The sequence below is a fragment of the Rubrivivax gelatinosus IL144 genome (assembly GCF_000284255.1).
Classification (GTDB): Bacteria; Pseudomonadota; Gammaproteobacteria; order Burkholderiales; family Burkholderiaceae_C; genus Rubrivivax; species Rubrivivax gelatinosus_A.
The window spans coordinates 2803832-2821697 of sequence record NC_017075.1 but is presented as its reverse complement, the minus strand read 5'-3'; the positions used below and the strand labels follow the sequence as shown (position 1 = coordinate 2821697).

Sequence of the window (17866 nt, the reverse complement as noted above, 5' to 3'; positions counted from 1 at the left end):
CGCACGCCGCTCAGCGCGGCATCAGAAAGGTGCTCGCCTCCACGACCCGCGGGCCCTCGCGGCCGTCGGCCGGCTCGAAGACCAGGCGGATCGCGCGCACGCGTTCGCCGTCGGCCACCGCCGGCGCGCGCACGCTCAGCGGCAGCGTGTGTTCGCCGGCCGGCGCCAGCTCGATGGTGGCGGCGCCCAGCACCTCGGCGCCGGCCAGGCCCTGCACGCGCGCCTGCAACCGCCAGGCGTGTTCGCTGGCGTTGGTCAGGCGCACGCGGTAGACGTTCTCCACCCAGCCCGGCTCGGCCTCGCGGGCCATCACGCCGCGGTCGCGCATCAGGTCCACACGCACCGGCGAACGTGTCACCAGCCCGGCGGCCAGCGCGGTTCCGACGCCCAGCAGCAGCGCGCCGTAGACCGGCACGCGCCAGCGCCGCGTCGGCGCCGGCTGGCCGTCGAAGCGGCGCTGGCTGTCGAAACGGATCAGCCCGCGTGCGTCGCCCAGCTTGTCCATCACCGTGTCGCAGGCGTCGACGCAGACGCCGCAGCTGATGCACTCGCTCTGCAGACCGGCGCGGATGTCGATGCCGGCCGGACAGACCTGCACGCACAGCGTGCAGTCGACGCAGGCCCCCTGGCCGCGCGCGGCGGCGCTCTCGCCGCGGGCGCGGTGGCCACGCGGTTCGCCGCGCTGGCGGTCGTAGCCGACGATGTGCGAGTCGGGGTCGAGCATCGACCCCTGGAAACGCGCGTAAGGGCACATGTGGCGGCAGACCTGCTCGCGCAGCAGCCCGGCGTTCAGGTAGGTGAAGCCGCCATAGACCAGAGCCCAGAAGGCGTACCAGCCGGCGCTGGCGGCCAGCAGCGACGGCAGCAGCTCGCGCATCGGCGTGAACCAGGCGACGAAGCTGATGCCGGTCCACAACGACAGCGTGGTCCAGGCCAGATGCTTGCCGCCGCGGCGCGCGAGCTTGGCGGCACTCCAGGGCGCCGCGTCCAGGCGCTGGCGCGCCGCACGTTCGCCTTCGAAACGCGCTTCCAGCCAGATGAACATCTCGGTGTAGACCGTCTGCGGGCAGGCGAAGCCGCACCACAGCCGCCCGGCCAGCGCGGTGACGAAGAACAGCAGCAGCGCGCTGAACACCAGCAGTCCGCTGAGGAACACCATGTCCTGCGGCACCAGCACCAGGTCGAAGAGGTAGAAGCGCTGCGTCTCCAGGCTGAACAGCACCGCCGGCCGGCCGTTCCACTGCAGCCAGGGCAGGCCGTAGAACACCGCCTGCGTCAGCCACACCAGCGCCCAGCGCCAGCGCGTGTAGCGGCCGTACGTCGACCGCGGGTGGATCTTCAGCCGCGGCGTCAGCAGCGGCGTGTGGCCGCCGGCGGCCACGGGCTTCAAAGGGATCACGCGGGAGGGATGGCTCATGGCGTCTTGCGGGAAGTCAAGCGCACTGTGCCGCGCCGCATCTGATCCGATAAGACTCAGAAGAGCGCCAAAAAACCGGATCAGATGCCCACGCCGGGGACATGCCGCCGGGCCGCTGCCGACGGCGCTACATTGGGCCCGTCACCCTGGAACCGGATCAGTGAAGCGCTACGAACGTTATGCCGAGGAGATCGCCGAACTGATCCGCAGCGGCACGCTGCGGCCCGGCGAGCGCCTGCCCTCGGTGCGCCAGGCCAGCGCCAGCCGGCGCATCAGCCCGGCGACGGTCTTCGAGGCCTATTACCGGCTGGAAGCGCGCGGGCTGATCCAGGCCCGGCCGCGTTCGGGCTACTACGTCGCCGAGCCGGTGGCCGCGCGTGCCGCCGAGCCGGCGACGGCCTCGCCGAGCCCGCGCACGACCGAAGTCGAGATCAGCGAACTGGTCTTCGACGTGCTCGGCTCGACACGCCGGCCCGACGTCGTGCCGTTGGGCTCGGCCTTCCCGAGCCCGGCGCTGTTCCCGCTGGACGCGCTGGCGCGCACGCTGACGCCGGCGATGCGCCGCCTGGACGCCGGCCGCATCGTCGAGGAGCTGACCACCGGCAGCGAGGCGCTGCGCCGGCAGATCGGCCTGCGCTACGTCGTCGCCGGCACCGCGGTCGACGCGCGCGAACTGGTCGTCACCGACGGCGCGATGGAGGCGCTGAACCTGTGCCTGCAGGCCGTCACGCGGCCCGGCGACCTGGTCGCCGTCGAGTCGCCGACCTTCTACGCCGCGCTGCAGGCGCTGGAGCGGCTGCAGCTGCGCGCCGTCGAGGTCGCGACGCACCCGCGCCACGGCATCGAGGTCGACTCGCTGGCCGAGGTGCTGCAGCGCCACCCGGTGAAGGCCTGCTGGTTCATGCCCAGCTTCCAGAACCCGCTGGGCAGCCTGATGCCAGAGGCGAACAAACGCGCGCTGGTCGAGCTGCTGGCGCGCCACGGCGTGCCGCTGATCGAGGACGACGTCTACGGCGAGCTGCACTTCGGCGCCCGCCGCCCGCCGCCGGCCAAGGCCTTCGACCGCGACGGGCTGGTGATGCACTGCAGCTCGTTCTCCAAGTGCCTGGCGCCCGGTTACCGCGTCGGCTGGACGGCGGCGGGGCGCTACGCCCAGGCGGTGCAGCGGCTGAAGCTGATGACGACGCTGACCACCGCGATGCCCTCGCAGGAGGCGCTGGCCGCCTACCTGCAGCACGGCGGCTACGACCGCCACCTGCGCCAGCTGCGCCAGGCGCTGGCCGACAGCCAGGCGCGCATGCTGGCCGCGCTGGCGCGCCACTTCCCGGCCGGCACGCGCGTCACGCGGCCCGAGGGCGGCTACTTCCTCTGGGTCGAGCTGCCCGACGGCGTCGATGCGCTGCTGCTGCAGCGCCAGGCGGCGGCGCACGACATCGGCCTGGCGCCGGGCCACCTGTTCTCGGCCGACCGGCGCTTCGCACGCTGCCTGCGGCTGAACTATGGCCACCCGGCCGATGCGCGCGTGGAACCGGCCTTGCGCACGCTGGGCCGTCTGGTGCACGAGCAGCGCCGCCCCCCTGAACCGCTGCCGCGCGCTCCCTAGGGGGTGACGCGCTCCGGTCGCCTTCCTACAGTCCGTCCTCCCTGCGGAGGAAGTCAGCATGGCGGGAACGGCGGACAAGGTCTTTCTGCGGGCCTTCAGATGGTTTCAGGCCGCAGTGGCCGAGTTGCAGTCCCAAGTCCCGCTGCCGGCGCTGGCCACGCCGCTGGGCGATGCGCTGCGCACCCGGCTCGGCCTGCAGCTCGACAAGACCGAGGCCACGGTCGACCCGGCGGGCTTTGCCGCCACGCATGCGGCGGCCGAGTCGCTGGCGCTGGCCACGCTGGTCACCGGCGAGACGCTGGCCGCATTGCGCACGCTGGGCGAGGTGCTGGCCGAGCTGCAGGCCGGCGCCGCCGACCTCGGCGACCTGGTCAAGGTCGTGCGCCAGATCGACCGCCTGCTCGGCGCCAGCCCGGGCAAGCCGCCGTCGGCGTATTCGCTGGCCAAGCTGCTGCTGATCGTCTCCGGCGACGCCGACGAGCCCGACACCCGCCCGCCGGCGCGCCGCCTGGTCTACCTGCTCAAGGGCGAGAACCCCGACGGCAATGCGCTGTCCGACGCCGCCGTCGCCGAGCCCCAGGCCATCGTCGCGCTGGCGCTGATGGCCGTGGGCACCGTCATCGACCGCGGTTTCGGCAGCGACGACGCCGACGCCGGCATGCCCGCCGCAGCGCTGCCAGCGGCGGCGATCCCGCTGCCGCCGGCCCAGCTGACCCGGGAGTTCGAACTCGCCAAGTCGGCCGACGCCGCACGCAAGCTGGTGCTGCAGCTCGGTTGGGACGGCGCCGCGGCGCCGCCGAAGCTGCACGCGCGGCTGCGCAGCACGCTGGCCGCAGAGCAGGCCGCCGGCGACGGGTTCGTCGTCGGCCTGACGGCCAGCAACGAGGTTGCGCTGGCTTTCGCCTTGCCGCCGCTGGCGCCGCTGCCGGCCAGCCTGCCGCGGCCCGAGTTCAGCGGCGCGGTCGAGCTCGGCCTGGTCTTCGGCCGCCGCAACGCCGCCCAGCCGCTGCGCCTGGGGCCGGCGGACGGTACGCACTTCGCGATCGGCGAGCTTTCCGGCGCCATCGTGCTGAAGAACCTGGAGCCGCGGCTGGAGTTCGACCTGAAGGACAGCCGCCTGGTGCTGAAGGTCGGCGACGACCCGTTTCTCGGCGCCATCCTCGGCGACCAGATCGAGGTCGCGCTGGCCTTCGGCCTGGTCGCCGACCGCGCCGGCGGCCTGCGGTTGAAGGACGGCACCGGGCTGCGCGCGACGATCCCGCTGGAGGCGATCCCGAACTCGCCGGTGCAGATCCCATTCCTGACTTTCGAGCTGCGCAAGGCTGACGGCCTGAACCGCGTCGAGCTCGAGCTCTCGGGCTCGTTCCAAGTGCAGATCGGGCCGTTCCAGGGTTCGATCGACCGCCTGGGCACGACGCTGAACCTGCAGAACCTGCTGGCCGGCGTGGCCGCCGCCGACTGGGGGCTCAAGCCGCCGTCGGGCGCCGGGCTGGCGATCGACGCCGGCGTCTTGAAGGGCGGCGGCTTCCTGCTCTTCGACCCGCAGCGCGGCGAGTACGGCGGCATCCTCGACATCCGCCTGATGCAGATCGGCGTCAAGGCGATCGGCCTGCTGGGCACGAAGAACCCGCAGGGCTGGTCGCTGCTGCTGATCATCGCCGCCAACCTGCCGCCGATCCAGCTCGGCTTCGGCTTCACGCTGACCGGGCTGGGCGGGCTGATCGGCGTGCAGCACACGATCGACCGCGACGTGCTGTCCAACGGCCTGGCCGCCGGCTCGCTGGACAGCTTCCTGTTCCCGCAGAACCCGGTGGCCAACGCGCCGCAGCTGTTCAACCAGCTGCGCGTGATCTTTCCGTTCAAGGCCGGCGGCTTCGTCATCGGGCCGATGCTGGAGCTGGGCTGGGGCACGCTCAGCTTGGTCACCGCACGTCTCGGGCTGCTGATCGAACCGAGCCAGATCGTCTTCGTCGGCCAGGTCATCGTGCAGCTGCCGCCGCTGGTCGACAAGAGCCTGGCGATCCTGCGCCTGCAGGTCGACTTCGCCGGCGGCGTTGTCTTCGACCCGCTGCAGATCTGGTTCGACGGCGTGCTGCGCGACTCGCGCGTGCTGTTCATCTCGCTGCACGGCCAGTTCGCCTTCCGCGCCGTCTTCGGCGACCGGCCGAGCTTCCTGATCAGCGCCGGCGGTTTCCACCCGCGTTTCACCGACCTGCCGCCGGGCTTGCCGAGCCCGTTCCAGCGTGTCGGCTGCGAGTTCTCGATCGGCATCGTCGGGATGAGCTTCGACGGCTACTTCGCCGTCACCTCGGCGACGGTGCAGGGCGGCGCGGCGCTGCGCGTCTGGGGCGACGTCGGCATCGCCAGCTTCGAGGGCGGCTTCGAGTTCAACGCCATCGTCTACCTGGTGCCGAAGTTCCGCTTCGAGACCGACATCCACGTCTTCGCCGGCGTCGAGGTCTTCGGCATCGACTTCGCCAGCGTCGACATCTACGGCCTGCTGGCCGGCCCCGGGCGCTGGCACATCATCGGCCGCGCCGAGGTGCACACGCCGTGGCCGCTGCCGGACTTCGGTTTCCACGTCGACGAGGAGTGGGGCGAGGAGCGCGAGACCATCGTGCGCCGCGTGCGCCTGGTCGACGCGCTGCGGCCCGAGCTGGAGAACCTGGCCAACTGGTCGGCCCAGCTCGCCCAGGACGGCGACGCCTTCGCCAGCTTCGCCAAGCCGCAAACGCCGGCCGACGCGCCGGCGTCGCTGATCGCGCATCCGAACGCGCTGCTGCAGTTCGTGCAGAAGCGCCTGCCGCTGGCCAAGCGGCTGGACAAGCTGGGCTCGGACGCGATCGACGGCGCTCGCGAGATCGCGGTCGAGACGCTTGTCTTCGGCGGGCAGCCCCAGGCGCCCGACCGCACGCTCGCCGACCCGTTCCCGGCGGCGCAGTTCCTGGAGATGAACCAGGACGACCTGCTCGGCAAACCCTCGTTCGACCGCTTCACGTCCGGGTTCGAGGTCGGCCAGCGCGAGTACCGCTTCGGCGCCGCGGTGGCCGAGGTCTTCGACTACGAGGAGGTCAACCTGTCGATCGACAAGAGCGACGGCCGCCTGGCGCTGCCCGGCCTGGCGCTGGAGGCGCACCGCCAGTGGGCGCTGGAAGTCGGCGCCACCGGGCGCTCGCCGCTGCGCCGCAAACGTGCGCTGTCGCCGGCCGAGGAGCTGAAGCTGGGCGTCAGGCCGCCGCCGCTGGCGGCGCTGGACGCCGGCCTGGGCACCCTGGCCGCGCGCCCGCTGGGCGGCATGGCGGCCAGTTCGTATTTCCACGCCGAGGACGCCGCCGCCGGCGCCTTGGTCGTCGAGCAGTTCGAGACCGCGTTCTGACGGAGCCGCACGATGGCCATCTGCTACCAGTTCCTGCCCTGGGTGCGGCGCGGGCTCGGCGTCGCGCTCGACACCGTCGATCACCTGGGGGCGCTGCCGCCTCACGGTCGCGCGAGCATCGGCATCCAGCTCGCCGGGTTGCCGGACGGCGGGAACGTCGCGCCGCTCACGGTCCAGCTCTACGGCCCGGGCGACGTCGTCGGCCTGGACACGCGGCTCGTCGTGCGCACCGACCCGCGGCCGGGCACGACGAACTTCGAGCCCAACTACCTGGCGATCGTCGAGTTCGACCCGCCCGACCTGCCGTGGATGCTGACGCCGGCGCTGGCCAACGCCGACGACCGGCTGCGGCCCTGGCTGGTGCTGGTCGTGCTGCGCCGCGACCGCTGCGGCCGGCCGCGCCTGCAAGGCCAGGCGCCGCTGCCGCAGATCCGCGTGCCGGCCGAACACCTCGCCGAGGAACTGCCGCCGCTGGCCGAGTCCTGGTCCTGGGCGCATGCGCAGGTGGTCAGCGCGCGAGCCGCGGGCGACGTCGACGGCATCCGCGCCGACCTGCAGGGCGACCCGCGTTCCAACGTTTCGCGCCTGGTCTGCCCGCGCCGGCTGGCGCCCGACACCGACTACGTCGCCTGCGTCGTGCCGGCGTTCGAGCCCGGCCGGCTGCGCGGGCTGGGGCAGGCCGGCGACTCGGCGCCGACCGAGCTGCAGCCGGCCTGGAACCCGCAGGCCGGCGCCGACGTCGTGCTGCCGGTCTATCACCACTGGGAGTTTTCGACCGGCGCCCAGGGCGACTTCGAGTCGCTGGCGCGGCGACTGCGCAGCCCGAAGAAGTGGCAGAACGACCCGGCGACGAGCGCGCTGCTGGGCCGCGTCGGCACCTCGCCGATGAGCGTCGACGCGCTGCTCGACGGCGACGCGCCGGCGCAGCTGACGACGATGGAAGGCGCGCTGGTGCCGCTGGGCTACGTGCCGGGCTCGCCGCCGGCCGCCGAACACGCAGCCAGCCTGGCGGCGATCGTCGACACGCCGGCCGGGCAGGTCGACAACCCCGTCGAGGACGAGCCCGACGGCAGCGTGCGCCATCAGGAGGTCAAGCCGCCGCTGTACGGCGCCTGGCACGCCCGCCGCCATGCGGTGACGCCGGCCGACGAGCCCGGCTGGTGGCTGGCCGGGCTGAACCTGAACCCGCGTTACCGCGCCGCCGCCGGCTACGGTGCCGAAGTCGTGCGGCGTCACCAGGAAGACTACGTCGACGCCTGCTGGGACCAGGTCGGCACGATCCGCGAGGCCGCGCAGCTTCTGAACTTCACGCGCCTGGCGATCGAGGTGCAGCGCGCGCTGAAGGCGCGCCACTTCGACCCGCTGCCGCCCGAGCGGCTGCTGCAGCTGGCCGGCCCGGCGCTGGCGCGCATCGAGGCCGTGCTGCCTTCGGGCGCGGTGGCCTACCGCGTCGACGGCAGGACGGCGTCGCTCGGCGGCCAGGTCGAACGCTCCAGCCTGCCGGCGGCGATGGTCGACGGCGCGCTGCGCCGCGGCCTGAGCCCGCAGCGGCGCACGCTGCGGCTGGCGGCGATGCGTGGTGGCGTGGGCGTGCAGACGCTGCCGGCGCTGGCCACGCGCTACCTCGGCACGATGGCCGAGGCGACACGCAAGCCGGCCGCTTTCGAGGTCAACGCCTTCCTCGCCGACGGCGTCGCCGGCACGCGGCTGTTCGACGGCGTCGCGCTGCCGGCCGCCGACGACGCGCGCGTCGAACTCGGCGCGCGTGGCCTGCGCGTCGCGCCGACCGCCGGCCGGGTGCGTGCGGCGCTGGCCGCCGGTGCTGCGGCACGGGCCGTCGTCGAGCGCGGCGGCGTGCCGCTGCCGCGTGTGCGCGCCGGCCAGTCGCGTGGTGTCTTCACCGACGTGCACGTCGAACGTTTCGCGGCGCTGGCCGGCGCCGCCAGCGGCCTGGGGCCGGCGGACCTCGGTTTCGTCGCCGCCCAGGTCGAGGCGCTGGGGCGGCGCGGTGTCGAAGGCCTGCTCGTCGAGGCCCAGACCCAGGGCAGCGCACTGCAGTTCAGCGCGCTGCGCATCGACGCGCGCAGCGGCAGCGTGCGTGTCGACCGGCCGCTGCTGCGTTTCGTCGGCCGCGGCGCGCCGCAGCCGGCCGGCGCGGCGGTGCAGCGCGCGGCGAGCGGCCTGGCGCTGGGTTCGTGGCCGGCGGCCGACGCGCGCGCCTACGGCAACCTCGGCCTGCTGGCCAGCCTGCCGCCCAACGCCTTCGACCTGCAGGGCGGCAACAGCGGCGTGCGCCTGGGCGTCAGCGAGACGCTGGAGATCACGCGGCTGGGCGAGGCGCCGCCCGAGCGCGGCGTGGTCAGCGTCACGCTGCCGCCGGCGATCCGCCAGCGCGGCGTGCTGAACGCCTTCGCCGAGGCCACACGCGGTGTGCAGCGCGCCTGGCGCGAGCCCTTCGACGCGACGCACCTGCGTGTCATGCCGGTGGACTTTCCGCTCGCCCAGGCGGCGCAGGTGCTGCGTGCGCGCACCCGGCCCGAGCTGACGCTGCGCGCGCGGCTGCAGTCGCAGCTGTCGCTGGCCGGCGCGCCGGTCGGCGGCAGCAGCCCCTACGTCGCCGCGTTCCTGCCGCCCACGGCCGCCGCGGCCCGGCTGCGTTACGCGATCGGGCCGCTGCTGGACCGCGTCATGGCCTTCCCGCAGCTGTGCGAGCCGATGTACCGCGCGCTCGCCGAGCACGACCCGGAAGCCTTCATGCCCGGCATCGGCCAGCTGCCGCCCGACCTGATCATGCTGGTGCAGGTCAACCAGTACTTCATCGACGCCTTCATGGTCGGCGCCAACCACGAGATGAACCGCGAGCTGCTGTGGCGCGGCTTCCCGACCGACCTGCGCGGCACGCCGTTCCAGCGTTTCTGGCACCGGCTGGGGCCGGGCAGCGAAGGCCGCATCGAACACCTGCCCGACATGGCGCCGATCCACCTCTGGGGCCGCCAGCCGCTGGGCGAACGTGTCGACCCGAACGTCACCGACCCCGACCGCGTGGCGCTGCTGATCAAGGGCCGGCTGCTGCTGCGCTACCCGACGGCCGCGGTCTATGCCTGGCGCCGCGTGAAGAACGCCGGGCCCGAGGACAGCAAGCTGCTGAAGGGCGCCGACGGCCGCCTGCCCGGCGCGGCCGACGTGCAGACGCCGGTGTTCTCGGGTTTCATCGCCCCGGACATCAGCTTCTTCGGCTTCGACATCGACAAGGCCGACATAGCCGACTGGTGTTTCGTCGTCGAGGAGCCGATGGGCGAGCCGCGTTTCGGCTTCGACGTCCCGGTGCCGCCACCGGATGCCGGCGCGGCGAAGATCGGCGCCCGGCCGCGCGCCGCGCTCGCCTGGGCGCGCGAGCAGTTCGCGCTGGGCGCCGCCGCGACGCCGGCCTTCCAGGCGCTGCGCACGGCGGGCCTGAGCCCGTGGAAGACGCTGTCGTGGTCGCAGCTGAAGGTCGACGCCGGCCAGCACCTTTCGATCGGCGCGCTGGCCGCCTTGTCCAACCCGGCCGACCGGCCGTTCGCGTCCTTCCCGGGCCTCAGCGCCACCCCGACCGCCGCCGAGATCGCCCAGGCCCTGCTGCAGGAGCCCTTCCGCGCCTACTGGGAAGGCCCGGACCTCGCGACCTGAACCTCGGCGCACGCCCCCAGGAGCCCCCATGCCCGTGCTCGACCTGAACCGTGAAGCGATCGCCGGCGCGCGCGCCGAGTACGCCCGCTCGCGCGACGCCCAGCGCCGGGCGCGTGCCGAGCTCGACGCGGCGCAGCGTGAACTCGACCGGCTGCGCCGCGGCGGCGCCGACGAACGCACGCTGGCCCAGGCCGTCTCGCGGGTCGAAGACCTGGCGTCGGCGGCGCGCGGCGGCGACGCCGCGCTGCGCGAGCGGCTGCAGTCGATCCGCGGCCTGTCCGAGCAGCTGCTCGCGCAGCGCGACCCGGCGCTGATGGTGCAGGCGCTGGACGCCGCCCATCCGGTGCTGCTGCTGCCGGTGGCGATCCAGACGCGCTACGACGACGCCACGACGCGGCTGATGATCCGCGTCTATCCCGACGTCGTGCACGCCTTCCAGCACGACCCCGGGCTCACCCCGCAGGAGATCGCCTCCGTGCAGCGCTACTGGACGCAGCGTTTCGCGTCGCCGGCCGACAGCGCCTCGCCGTGGACCGAGCTGTCGCGGCCCTACGGCCCGATGCGCGCCGCCTACCTGGTGCGCGCCGTCGTGCCGAGCAACCTGGCGGCGCTGGGCGCCGAGGCCGCGCCGGTCTTCGACGAAGCGGCGATCCCGCGTTCGGCCGGCGAGGCGCGCGAGCAGACCGCCGCCGCCTTGCCCGACCGCTTCGTCGCCGTCGGCTGGCGCGGCGGCGTCGAGGTGCTGCGCAAATGGGGCCGCGTCGTCGCCGACGTGCTGCCGATGTCGCCGCTGTTCGACCCGCTGCTGGCGCCGCCCGACCCCGAGGCCTGGGACCCGTTCGCCGGCGAACGCGCCTGGCTGGTCGACTATGACGCGGCCGAAGCGGCCGGCATGGCGATCACCGTCACCGCCGCCGACCTGAAGCCCGGCACGACGCTGATGCAGGGGCTGGACCGGCTGGTCGTCATCGGCGTCGACTGGACGCAGACGCCCGAGACCGCCGCCGCGCTGGTCGCCGACCTGCTGCACAACCACGAACACGGCCAGGGCCTGGCTTTCGTCGCCCAGGGCACGCCGACCAACAACACCGGCAGCGCGCGCGCCGGCTTCGCCGCCGACGGCGGCGACCTGGCCGCGGCGCTGGACCCGGTGGCCGCGCAGGCCCAGGCCGAGGCCGCGGCCCAGGCGGTGCCGGCCGAACCGCCGCCGCTGCCGCCCGACGAGCTGGCCGGCGCCGGCGCACGGCTGCAGCTGCTGCTGGGCCTGCCGCCGGTGCCCGAAGGCGGCATCGGCTTCGACGCCACGCGTGTGCCCGGCGGCGCGCTGCAGGAAGGCGCGAGCTCGGGCCACATGGTCAACGCGCTGTGGAGCGCGACGCTGGGCTACACGCTGCGCTACTTCTGGAACCCGGTGCAGGACGCCGAGAGCCTGATCGACGACGCGGCGATCGAGACGCTGCGCGCGCATGCCGTGCGTTTCCTGCGCCCCGGCGGGCCGCTGTCGGCGCTGCGCATCGGCCGCCAGCCCTACGGCCTGCTGCCGGTCTGCGCGCGCGGCTACCGGCCGCAGCCGAACTCGGCGCTGGAGCGCGAGCTGCACGCCGTGCTCGGCTGGTTCCGCGGTTTCTGGGAGGCCGCCGTGCCGCGTGTGCCGACGATGCAGTCCGCCGACGCCGAGACGCTGCACCAGGTGCTGGCGATGCAGCCCTGGTCGGTGGCCAAACGTTTCCTCCAGGTCGCCGGGCCGGCGGCGGTGGAGAACTATCCCGACCTGGAGGAGATCGCCGCTTCGCAGCGGCTGCTCAACGCCTTCATGGTCGCCGACCTGCTGGACCGCTGGCCGCGACTGATGCCCTTCATCGCGCTGTGCGGCGTGCGGCCCAAGGCGCATTCGCTGGACGCGGTGGCCTGGGTGCAGCGCGACCCGGCCAACCCGAAGCAGGAACTGCCGCCCGCGGCGCGGCTGGCGCGCGACTACCTGGCCGCGCTGGTGCAGCTGCTGTCGACCGCCGGCCAGGACCCGCGCGCCGCGCTGGTCGCGATGCAGGACGCCGACAGCCTGCTGGAGGCGCTGCTGGCCTTCGCTGCCGACGAGGAAGTGCTGGCCAGCGGCCGGCGCCTGTTCTACGGCCACCTGGACCGGCAGACCCTGCTGTCGCCGGCGGCCAAGGCCGCCGCGCTGCGGCTGCGCCCGGCGGAATACGTCGGCGTCGATCACGCGACGCTGGTCGGCGACCAGTTCCAGCTCGGCCACGCCGGCGCGCTGATGGGCCTCAGGCTGATCGGCACGACCGGCGAGCAGTCGGTCGGCCAGTACATCGGCACCCGGCTGGGCGGCGTGCTCGCGAACTGGCCCGAGGCGCTGCGCAACATCGCCAGCTTCCGCGAGAGCCTGGCCTTCCTGCAGCAGCGCAGCGTCGGCGAACTCGACCACGCGCTGCGCACGACGCTGGACGCAGCCGCCTTCCGGCTCGACGCCTGGATCAGCTCGCTGGCGACCAAACGCCTGGACGGGCTGCGCGAACGCGCGCCCGGCGGGCTGCACCTGGGCGCTTTCGGCGTCGTCGAAGGGCTGAAGCCCGATGCCACGCTACGCGACCAGCGCCTGGCCGACAGCATGGGCTACGTGCACGCGCCGTCGCTGCAGCAGGCGACGACCGCCGCGGTGCTGCGCAGCGGCCACCTCGCCAACCGCCAGCACGCCGAACACGCCTTCGACATCGACCTGCGCTCGTTGCGTGTCAAACGCGCCAAGCGCCTGCTCGAAGGCGTGGCCAACGGCCAGGCGCTGGCGGCGCTGCTGGGCTACCGCTTCGAGCGTGCGCTGCGCGACCACGACCTGTCGCAGCACATCCTGGAGTACCGCCGGCGCTTCCCGTACCGCCCGACCGGCAACGCGCCGGAGACCGGCGAGGACATCGGCGCCCGCGACGTCGTCGACGGCCTGCGCCTGGCGACCGAAGCGCGTGAGCAGGGCGTCGACGCGGTGCGGCCGGCCGGCGTGCCCGCCGCCGAGCACCAGCTGGCGATGGCCTTCGTCGACGAGCTCGCCGACCTGGTCGACGCGGTCTCGGACCTGCTGGTCAGCGAGAGCGTGCACCAGCTGGTCGGCGGCAACCTCGACGGCTCGGCGGCGGCGATGTCGGCGCTGGACAAGCAGACGCGGCCGCCCGAGCCGCGCGTCACGCGCACGCCGCGGTCGACCCGCGGCTACACCCAGCGTGTGGCCGTCGTGCTGGCCGGCACCGACGCCGGCGACTGGGCGGCGCTGGACGACCTGCAGTCGCAGGTCGAACCGCGGCTCAACGTCTGGCTGGCGCGGCTGCTCGGCGCCCCGGCGCGCTGGCGTTTCGAAGCCCGGCTGGTCGAACGCGTGCCCAGCGGCGAGGTCTACGACGGCCGCCCCGGCTGGCGCTGGCAGCCGCGCGCCGAGCGCCTGCAGGCCGGCGTCGACGAACTGGGTCTGTCGCCGTTGTCGCTGGTGCTCGGCGGCGAGCCGCAGCAGCACGGCGGCCAGAGCCGCGTGCAGGAGGCGCTGGCCGCGGTGCTGGCGGCCAAGGCGCGCGCCGCTTTCGGCGCCGACGCCGAGCGCCTGGCGATCGTGCTCGAGGCCGAAGCGCCGGCCGACGCCGCCGCCGGCACCGGCGGGCTGGTCGAGTTCGAGTCGCTGTGCTGGCTGCTGCGCCAGCTGCTGGAGAAGGCGAGGGCGCTGCGCCGCATGGACATGGTGCTGGCGCGCGACGGCGTCGAGAGCGACGCGACGCTGCAGCACGGCGACCACGCCGGCGTCGACCTGGCCGAGCTGCAGGCGCGGCTGGCCCCGGCCGAGACGCGCGCCGTGCAGGTGCTGGGCGCGCTCGGCGTCGCCGCCGCCGCGCTGCCCGACGACGCCGAGGCGCTGGACCCGGCGGCGCCCGACACGAAGGCGATGCTGGCCGCGCTGCACGCCGCGCTGGCCGACGCCGCGGCGCTGGGCTGGCGCAGCGCGACGGCCGCCGACCCGGCGGGCACCGCCGGCCCGGCGCCAGACAGCGTGGCCGCGGCGCGTGACCGTGCGCTCGCGCTGCACGACGAGATGAAGGCGCGCCTGGATGCTGCGCCGGCCGCCGAGGCCGGCGACAGCTTCGGCGAGCAGGTGCGCAAGACGGTGGAGCGCATCCACGCCATCCTCGGCGCCGAGTTCCCGGTGCTGCCGGTGTTCACGCTCGGCGGCTACGCCGGCGAGGTCGCGGCCTCGCTGGCCGCGCGCGCCACGCTGCTCGACGGCGACGAGCTGGCGATCGCCGGCTGGCTGCCCAAGCTGGGCTGCGTGCACGACGGCGCCGGCCGCCTGGCCGACGTGCTGAGCGCCGCCGAGGCGCGTGGCCTGGCGGTCGACGGTGCCGACTTCCAGCTCGTGCAGATGGGCGCACCGGGCCTGGCGCCGGTGCGGCGCTGGGGCGCGCTGCCGCCGGCCGAAGGCGACGATCTGCGCGGCGTCGTCGCCGTCGCCGCCTACGCGCCGGGCGCGCTGGCCGCGGTGACGCCTGACAGCGGCTTCGCCGGCCTCTTCGTCGACGAATGGAGTGAAACCATCCCGGCGACCGAGGAGACGACCGGGCTGTCTTTCCATTTCGACGCGCCCGGCGCGCGGCCACCGCAGACGATGCTGCTCGCCGTGCCTTCCGACCCTGCGGCCGAGCACTGGACGCTGGACGAGTTGCTGGCCGTCGTCGACGAGGCGCTGGCACTGGCCCGGCTGCGCGCCGTGCGGCCGCAGGACCTGCAAGGCCTGGGCAACCTGCTGCCGGGGCTGATGCTGTCGAACAACTTCCGCCGCGACGTGCCCTCGGTGGACTTCGCCGCGATGATGGAGCGCAGCCTGGCCGCGCTGCGCGCCGCCTACGGCGAGCACTCGGCGCGCAGCGTGATGACGATGGCCGCCGGCAAGCTGGTGCCCAGCGAATGATGCGCCCGGCGCACGAAGGAGCCCGACGATGGTGCTGAAGGTCTCCGCGACGGCCGCCAAGGTGGTGGCCGTCGACCTGAAGGCGATCCGCCCGGATCCGTCGGCGACCACCTGGTCGCGGCTGGAACCGCTGCCCACCGCCGACGACGTCGGCCTGGGCCTGCAGGCGCCGGTGGCCGACCCGCTGTGGCTGCTGGCGCGCCAGTGGCAGTTCAACGAGCTGCAGGGCGAGGACGCCGGCAGCCCGATCGGCGCGCGGCTGCGTGTGCAGGGCGTGCCGATGCGCCGCTTGCTGCACCCGTCCGGCGCGGTGCCGGCGACGGCGCTGCCCGAAGGCGCGCCGCCGCTGGAGGCGATGGTCGAACAGGAGCGGGTGCTGGCCGCGCACCCCAAGCTCAACGCCCAGGCCGGGCAGCAGTTGTTGCGCCTGCTGCGCGCCGCCGGCCGCGCCGACGCGGTGGCGCCGCTGCTGGCCGCCTTCCCGGCGGCGATCGCCGCGCCCTCGGACCCCGCGGCCGACAACGCCGGCTTCGTCTGGCACCGGCTGCTGCACGGCCGTTCGGTCGACGCCCACGTGCTGGCCACTGCCTTCGGCGCCGCCGTCGCCGACGATGCCGAGGGCTTCGTCGCAGCGCTCGGCATCGCCGATCCCCCGGCGGTGGTCGAGGTGCTGAAACGCTGGCTGCGCTGGGTCGACGATCTGGCGCTGGACCCGCGCAGCGACAGCGGCGCCAGCCCGTACTGGAACCCGCAGCGCCTGGAGTACGGCTTCGCGCTCGCCAGCGAGGGCGTGCAGCCCGAGTTGCGCCTGGAGGCCGACGAGTACGTCGACGGCCGGCTCGACTGGGACGACTTCGTCGTCGCCTCGGTGCCGCAGCCCGGCCAGGCGGTGGCCGGCGCGGCGGCGATCGACTGGCGCCCCGCGCGGCCGCCGATGCCGGCGATGGCGCGTTACCCCGGCATGCCGGCCGACCGCTACTGGGAGTTCGAGGACGGGCGGCTGAACTTCGGCGCGATGGGCGCGGCCAAGAGCGACCTCGCCCGGCTGGCGCTGCTGGAGTACGCGCTGGTGTTCGGCAACGACTGGTACCTGCTGCCGGTGACGCTGCCGGTCAACGCGCTGTACCGCGTCGCCGAGTTCTTCGTGCGCGACAACTTCGGCATCGAGGTACCGATCCCGCCGGCGCGCAACCTCGACGGCTCGCAGTGGACGATGTTCGAGATGTCGGTGCGTGCCGCCGCCGCGCCGCGTGCGCGGCTGGACGACTGCCTGTTCCTGTGCCCGGCGCTGCACGCCCAGGAAGGCCCGGCGCTGGAGCACGTGGTGCTGATGCGCGACGAGATGGCCAACCTGGCCTGGGCGATCGAGAAACGCGTGCAGGGCACGTCCGGCGATCCGCTGGACCGGCGCTTCGAGAGCACGCGGCTGTCGACGACGCAGACCCTGCGCGTGCCGCTGGGCGCGGTACCGGCGCCGGGCGCGCCGCTTCAGCACACGCTGCAGACGCCGGTGGCGGCGAACTGGATTCCCTTCCTGCCGGTCAAACGCGCCGGCGCGACGCCGGCGAACTGGTCCATCCAGCTGCAGCGCGGCGTCGTCGTGCAGCATCTGCAGGTCGACGCCGCGCGCCTGGCCGAGCCGCGCAACGCCGAGATCGCGGCCGTCGTCGAGAGGCTGCGCGCGGCGCCCTTCGTCGAGGCCAAGCCCGAGCAGGCCGGGCTTCAGGGCTTCATGTTCCATCCGCGCGGCGAGATCCTGCGCACGACACCGGCCGACGCGGCCTCGCTGTTCACGACCGACTTCCTGCGCCTGGAAGACGAGGAGGTGCCGCGCGACGGCATCGAGGTCCGCCGGGCCTTCAACTACGCACGCGACGCCTCGGGGCGGGCGCTGCTGTGGATCGGCCGCAGCAAGAACACCGGGCGAGGCGAGGGCGCCAGCGGGCTGCGCTTCGACCTCGTGCGCCGGGCCGGGGGCGGCGGCTGAGTCCGGGACATCCCTAGGCTCATCGCTGCCCGCGGGCGCCGCGGCGGCGTAGGCTGGCGGCGCCGGCCGCTGCGCGCCGGGGCCAGAGGAGGTTCCCATGTCCCGCGATCCCCTCCAGTACGTGCGCGAGCTCGCGCTCCCCGAGGCCCGGCACCGCGTCACGCGCGGCGGCGAGGCGCCCCCACCGCCGTCCTTCGGTAGCGGCCAGGAGCTCGCCGCGGTCGGCGCCCAGCTCGCCGAGTTCCACACCAGCGTGCGGCCCGACCAGCGCGCCGCGGTCGCCGACTGTCTGCTGCTGGCCCAGCTCGCCGCCAACAAGGCCAGCGCCGGCAGCCGCGACGTGATGGCCTGGTACGCCAAGTACGTCGAGGTGCTGCAGAACGTCGGCTGGACGACCCGTTCGATGGAGTTCAAGGACACCGCCGTCGGCGACGACGACGCCGGCGTGCACCAGGCGATCCTGCCGGTGTTGACGGCGGCGCTGGGCGGTGCCGCGCTGGCGGCGGGCTCGCTCATCGTCTCGGTGCTCAAGGGGCTGCAGGAGATGGACGCGGCCAACCCGTGGATCACGATCTTCGACCGCAGCAGCACGCACGTCGGCGGCGCCAAGTTCCAGCTCGGCTCGGTCGACGCCGACGAGGCGGCGGGCACCGTCAAGGTCCAGCTGGTGGCGCTGGCGATCGAGGCGAGCAAGGAGATCACGCAGGTGCTGTTCTTCAAGCTCTCGTCCGAACACGCCCGGCTGCGCGCCGCCGAAGGGCAGCTGGACATCGGCTTCGAACGTCTGGAGGCGATCCAGGCCGCGGTGGCCGCGCGCGTCCAGCCCTTCCTGCTGGACAACATCGGCAAGATCGATCTCTGAGGGC

7 protein-coding genes are annotated in these 17866 nt (G+C 74.0%); 6 read left to right on the top strand and 1 reads right to left on the bottom strand.

Annotation, left to right across the window (positions count from 1 at the left end; translation table 11 throughout):
- Positions 1-10: 10 nt before the first annotated feature.
- The gene (gene ccoG / locus RGE_RS12980; protein ID WP_043784077.1) at positions 11-1417 is read right to left on the bottom strand and encodes a cytochrome c oxidase accessory protein CcoG; all 1407 of its coding nucleotides are present in this window, start codon (positions 1415-1417) and stop codon (positions 11-13) included.
- Positions 1418-1577: 160 nt separating this feature from the next.
- On the opposite strand from ccoG, the gene RGE_RS12975 reads away from it, so the two are divergent.
- The 6 genes from RGE_RS12975 (at position 1578) to RGE_RS12950 (ending at position 17862) form a co-directional block, all read left to right on the top strand.
- Positions 1578-3020, top strand: a complete 1443-nt coding sequence (locus RGE_RS12975) for an aminotransferase-like domain-containing protein (RefSeq protein ID WP_014428870.1) — start codon at positions 1578-1580, stop codon at positions 3018-3020.
- Positions 3021-3144: 124 nt separating this feature from the next.
- Positions 3145-6396 (top strand): DUF6603 domain-containing protein, encoded by a 3252-nt coding sequence (locus RGE_RS12970; RefSeq protein WP_148280186.1) that lies wholly within the window; start codon positions 3145-3147, stop codon positions 6394-6396.
- A gap of 12 nt (positions 6397-6408) precedes the next feature.
- The gene (locus tag RGE_RS23255) at positions 6409-10065 is read left to right on the top strand and encodes a hypothetical protein (RefSeq protein ID WP_014428868.1); all 3657 of its coding nucleotides are present in this window, start codon (positions 6409-6411) and stop codon (positions 10063-10065) included.
- 28 nt (positions 10066-10093) lie between these two features.
- Positions 10094-15013, top strand: a complete 4920-nt coding sequence (locus RGE_RS12960; RefSeq protein WP_014428867.1) for a hypothetical protein — start codon at positions 10094-10096, stop codon at positions 15011-15013.
- Between the two features lie 28 nt (positions 15014-15041).
- Positions 15042-17000, top strand: coding sequence for a hypothetical protein (locus tag RGE_RS12955; protein ID WP_014428866.1), 1959 nt, complete (start codon positions 15042-15044; stop codon positions 16998-17000).
- 97 nt (positions 17001-17097) lie between these two features.
- Positions 17098-17862: a hypothetical protein gene (locus RGE_RS12950; protein ID WP_014428865.1), complete on the top strand. Its 765-nt coding sequence runs from the start codon at positions 17098-17100 to the stop codon at positions 17860-17862.
- Positions 17863-17866: the final 4 nt, after the last annotated feature.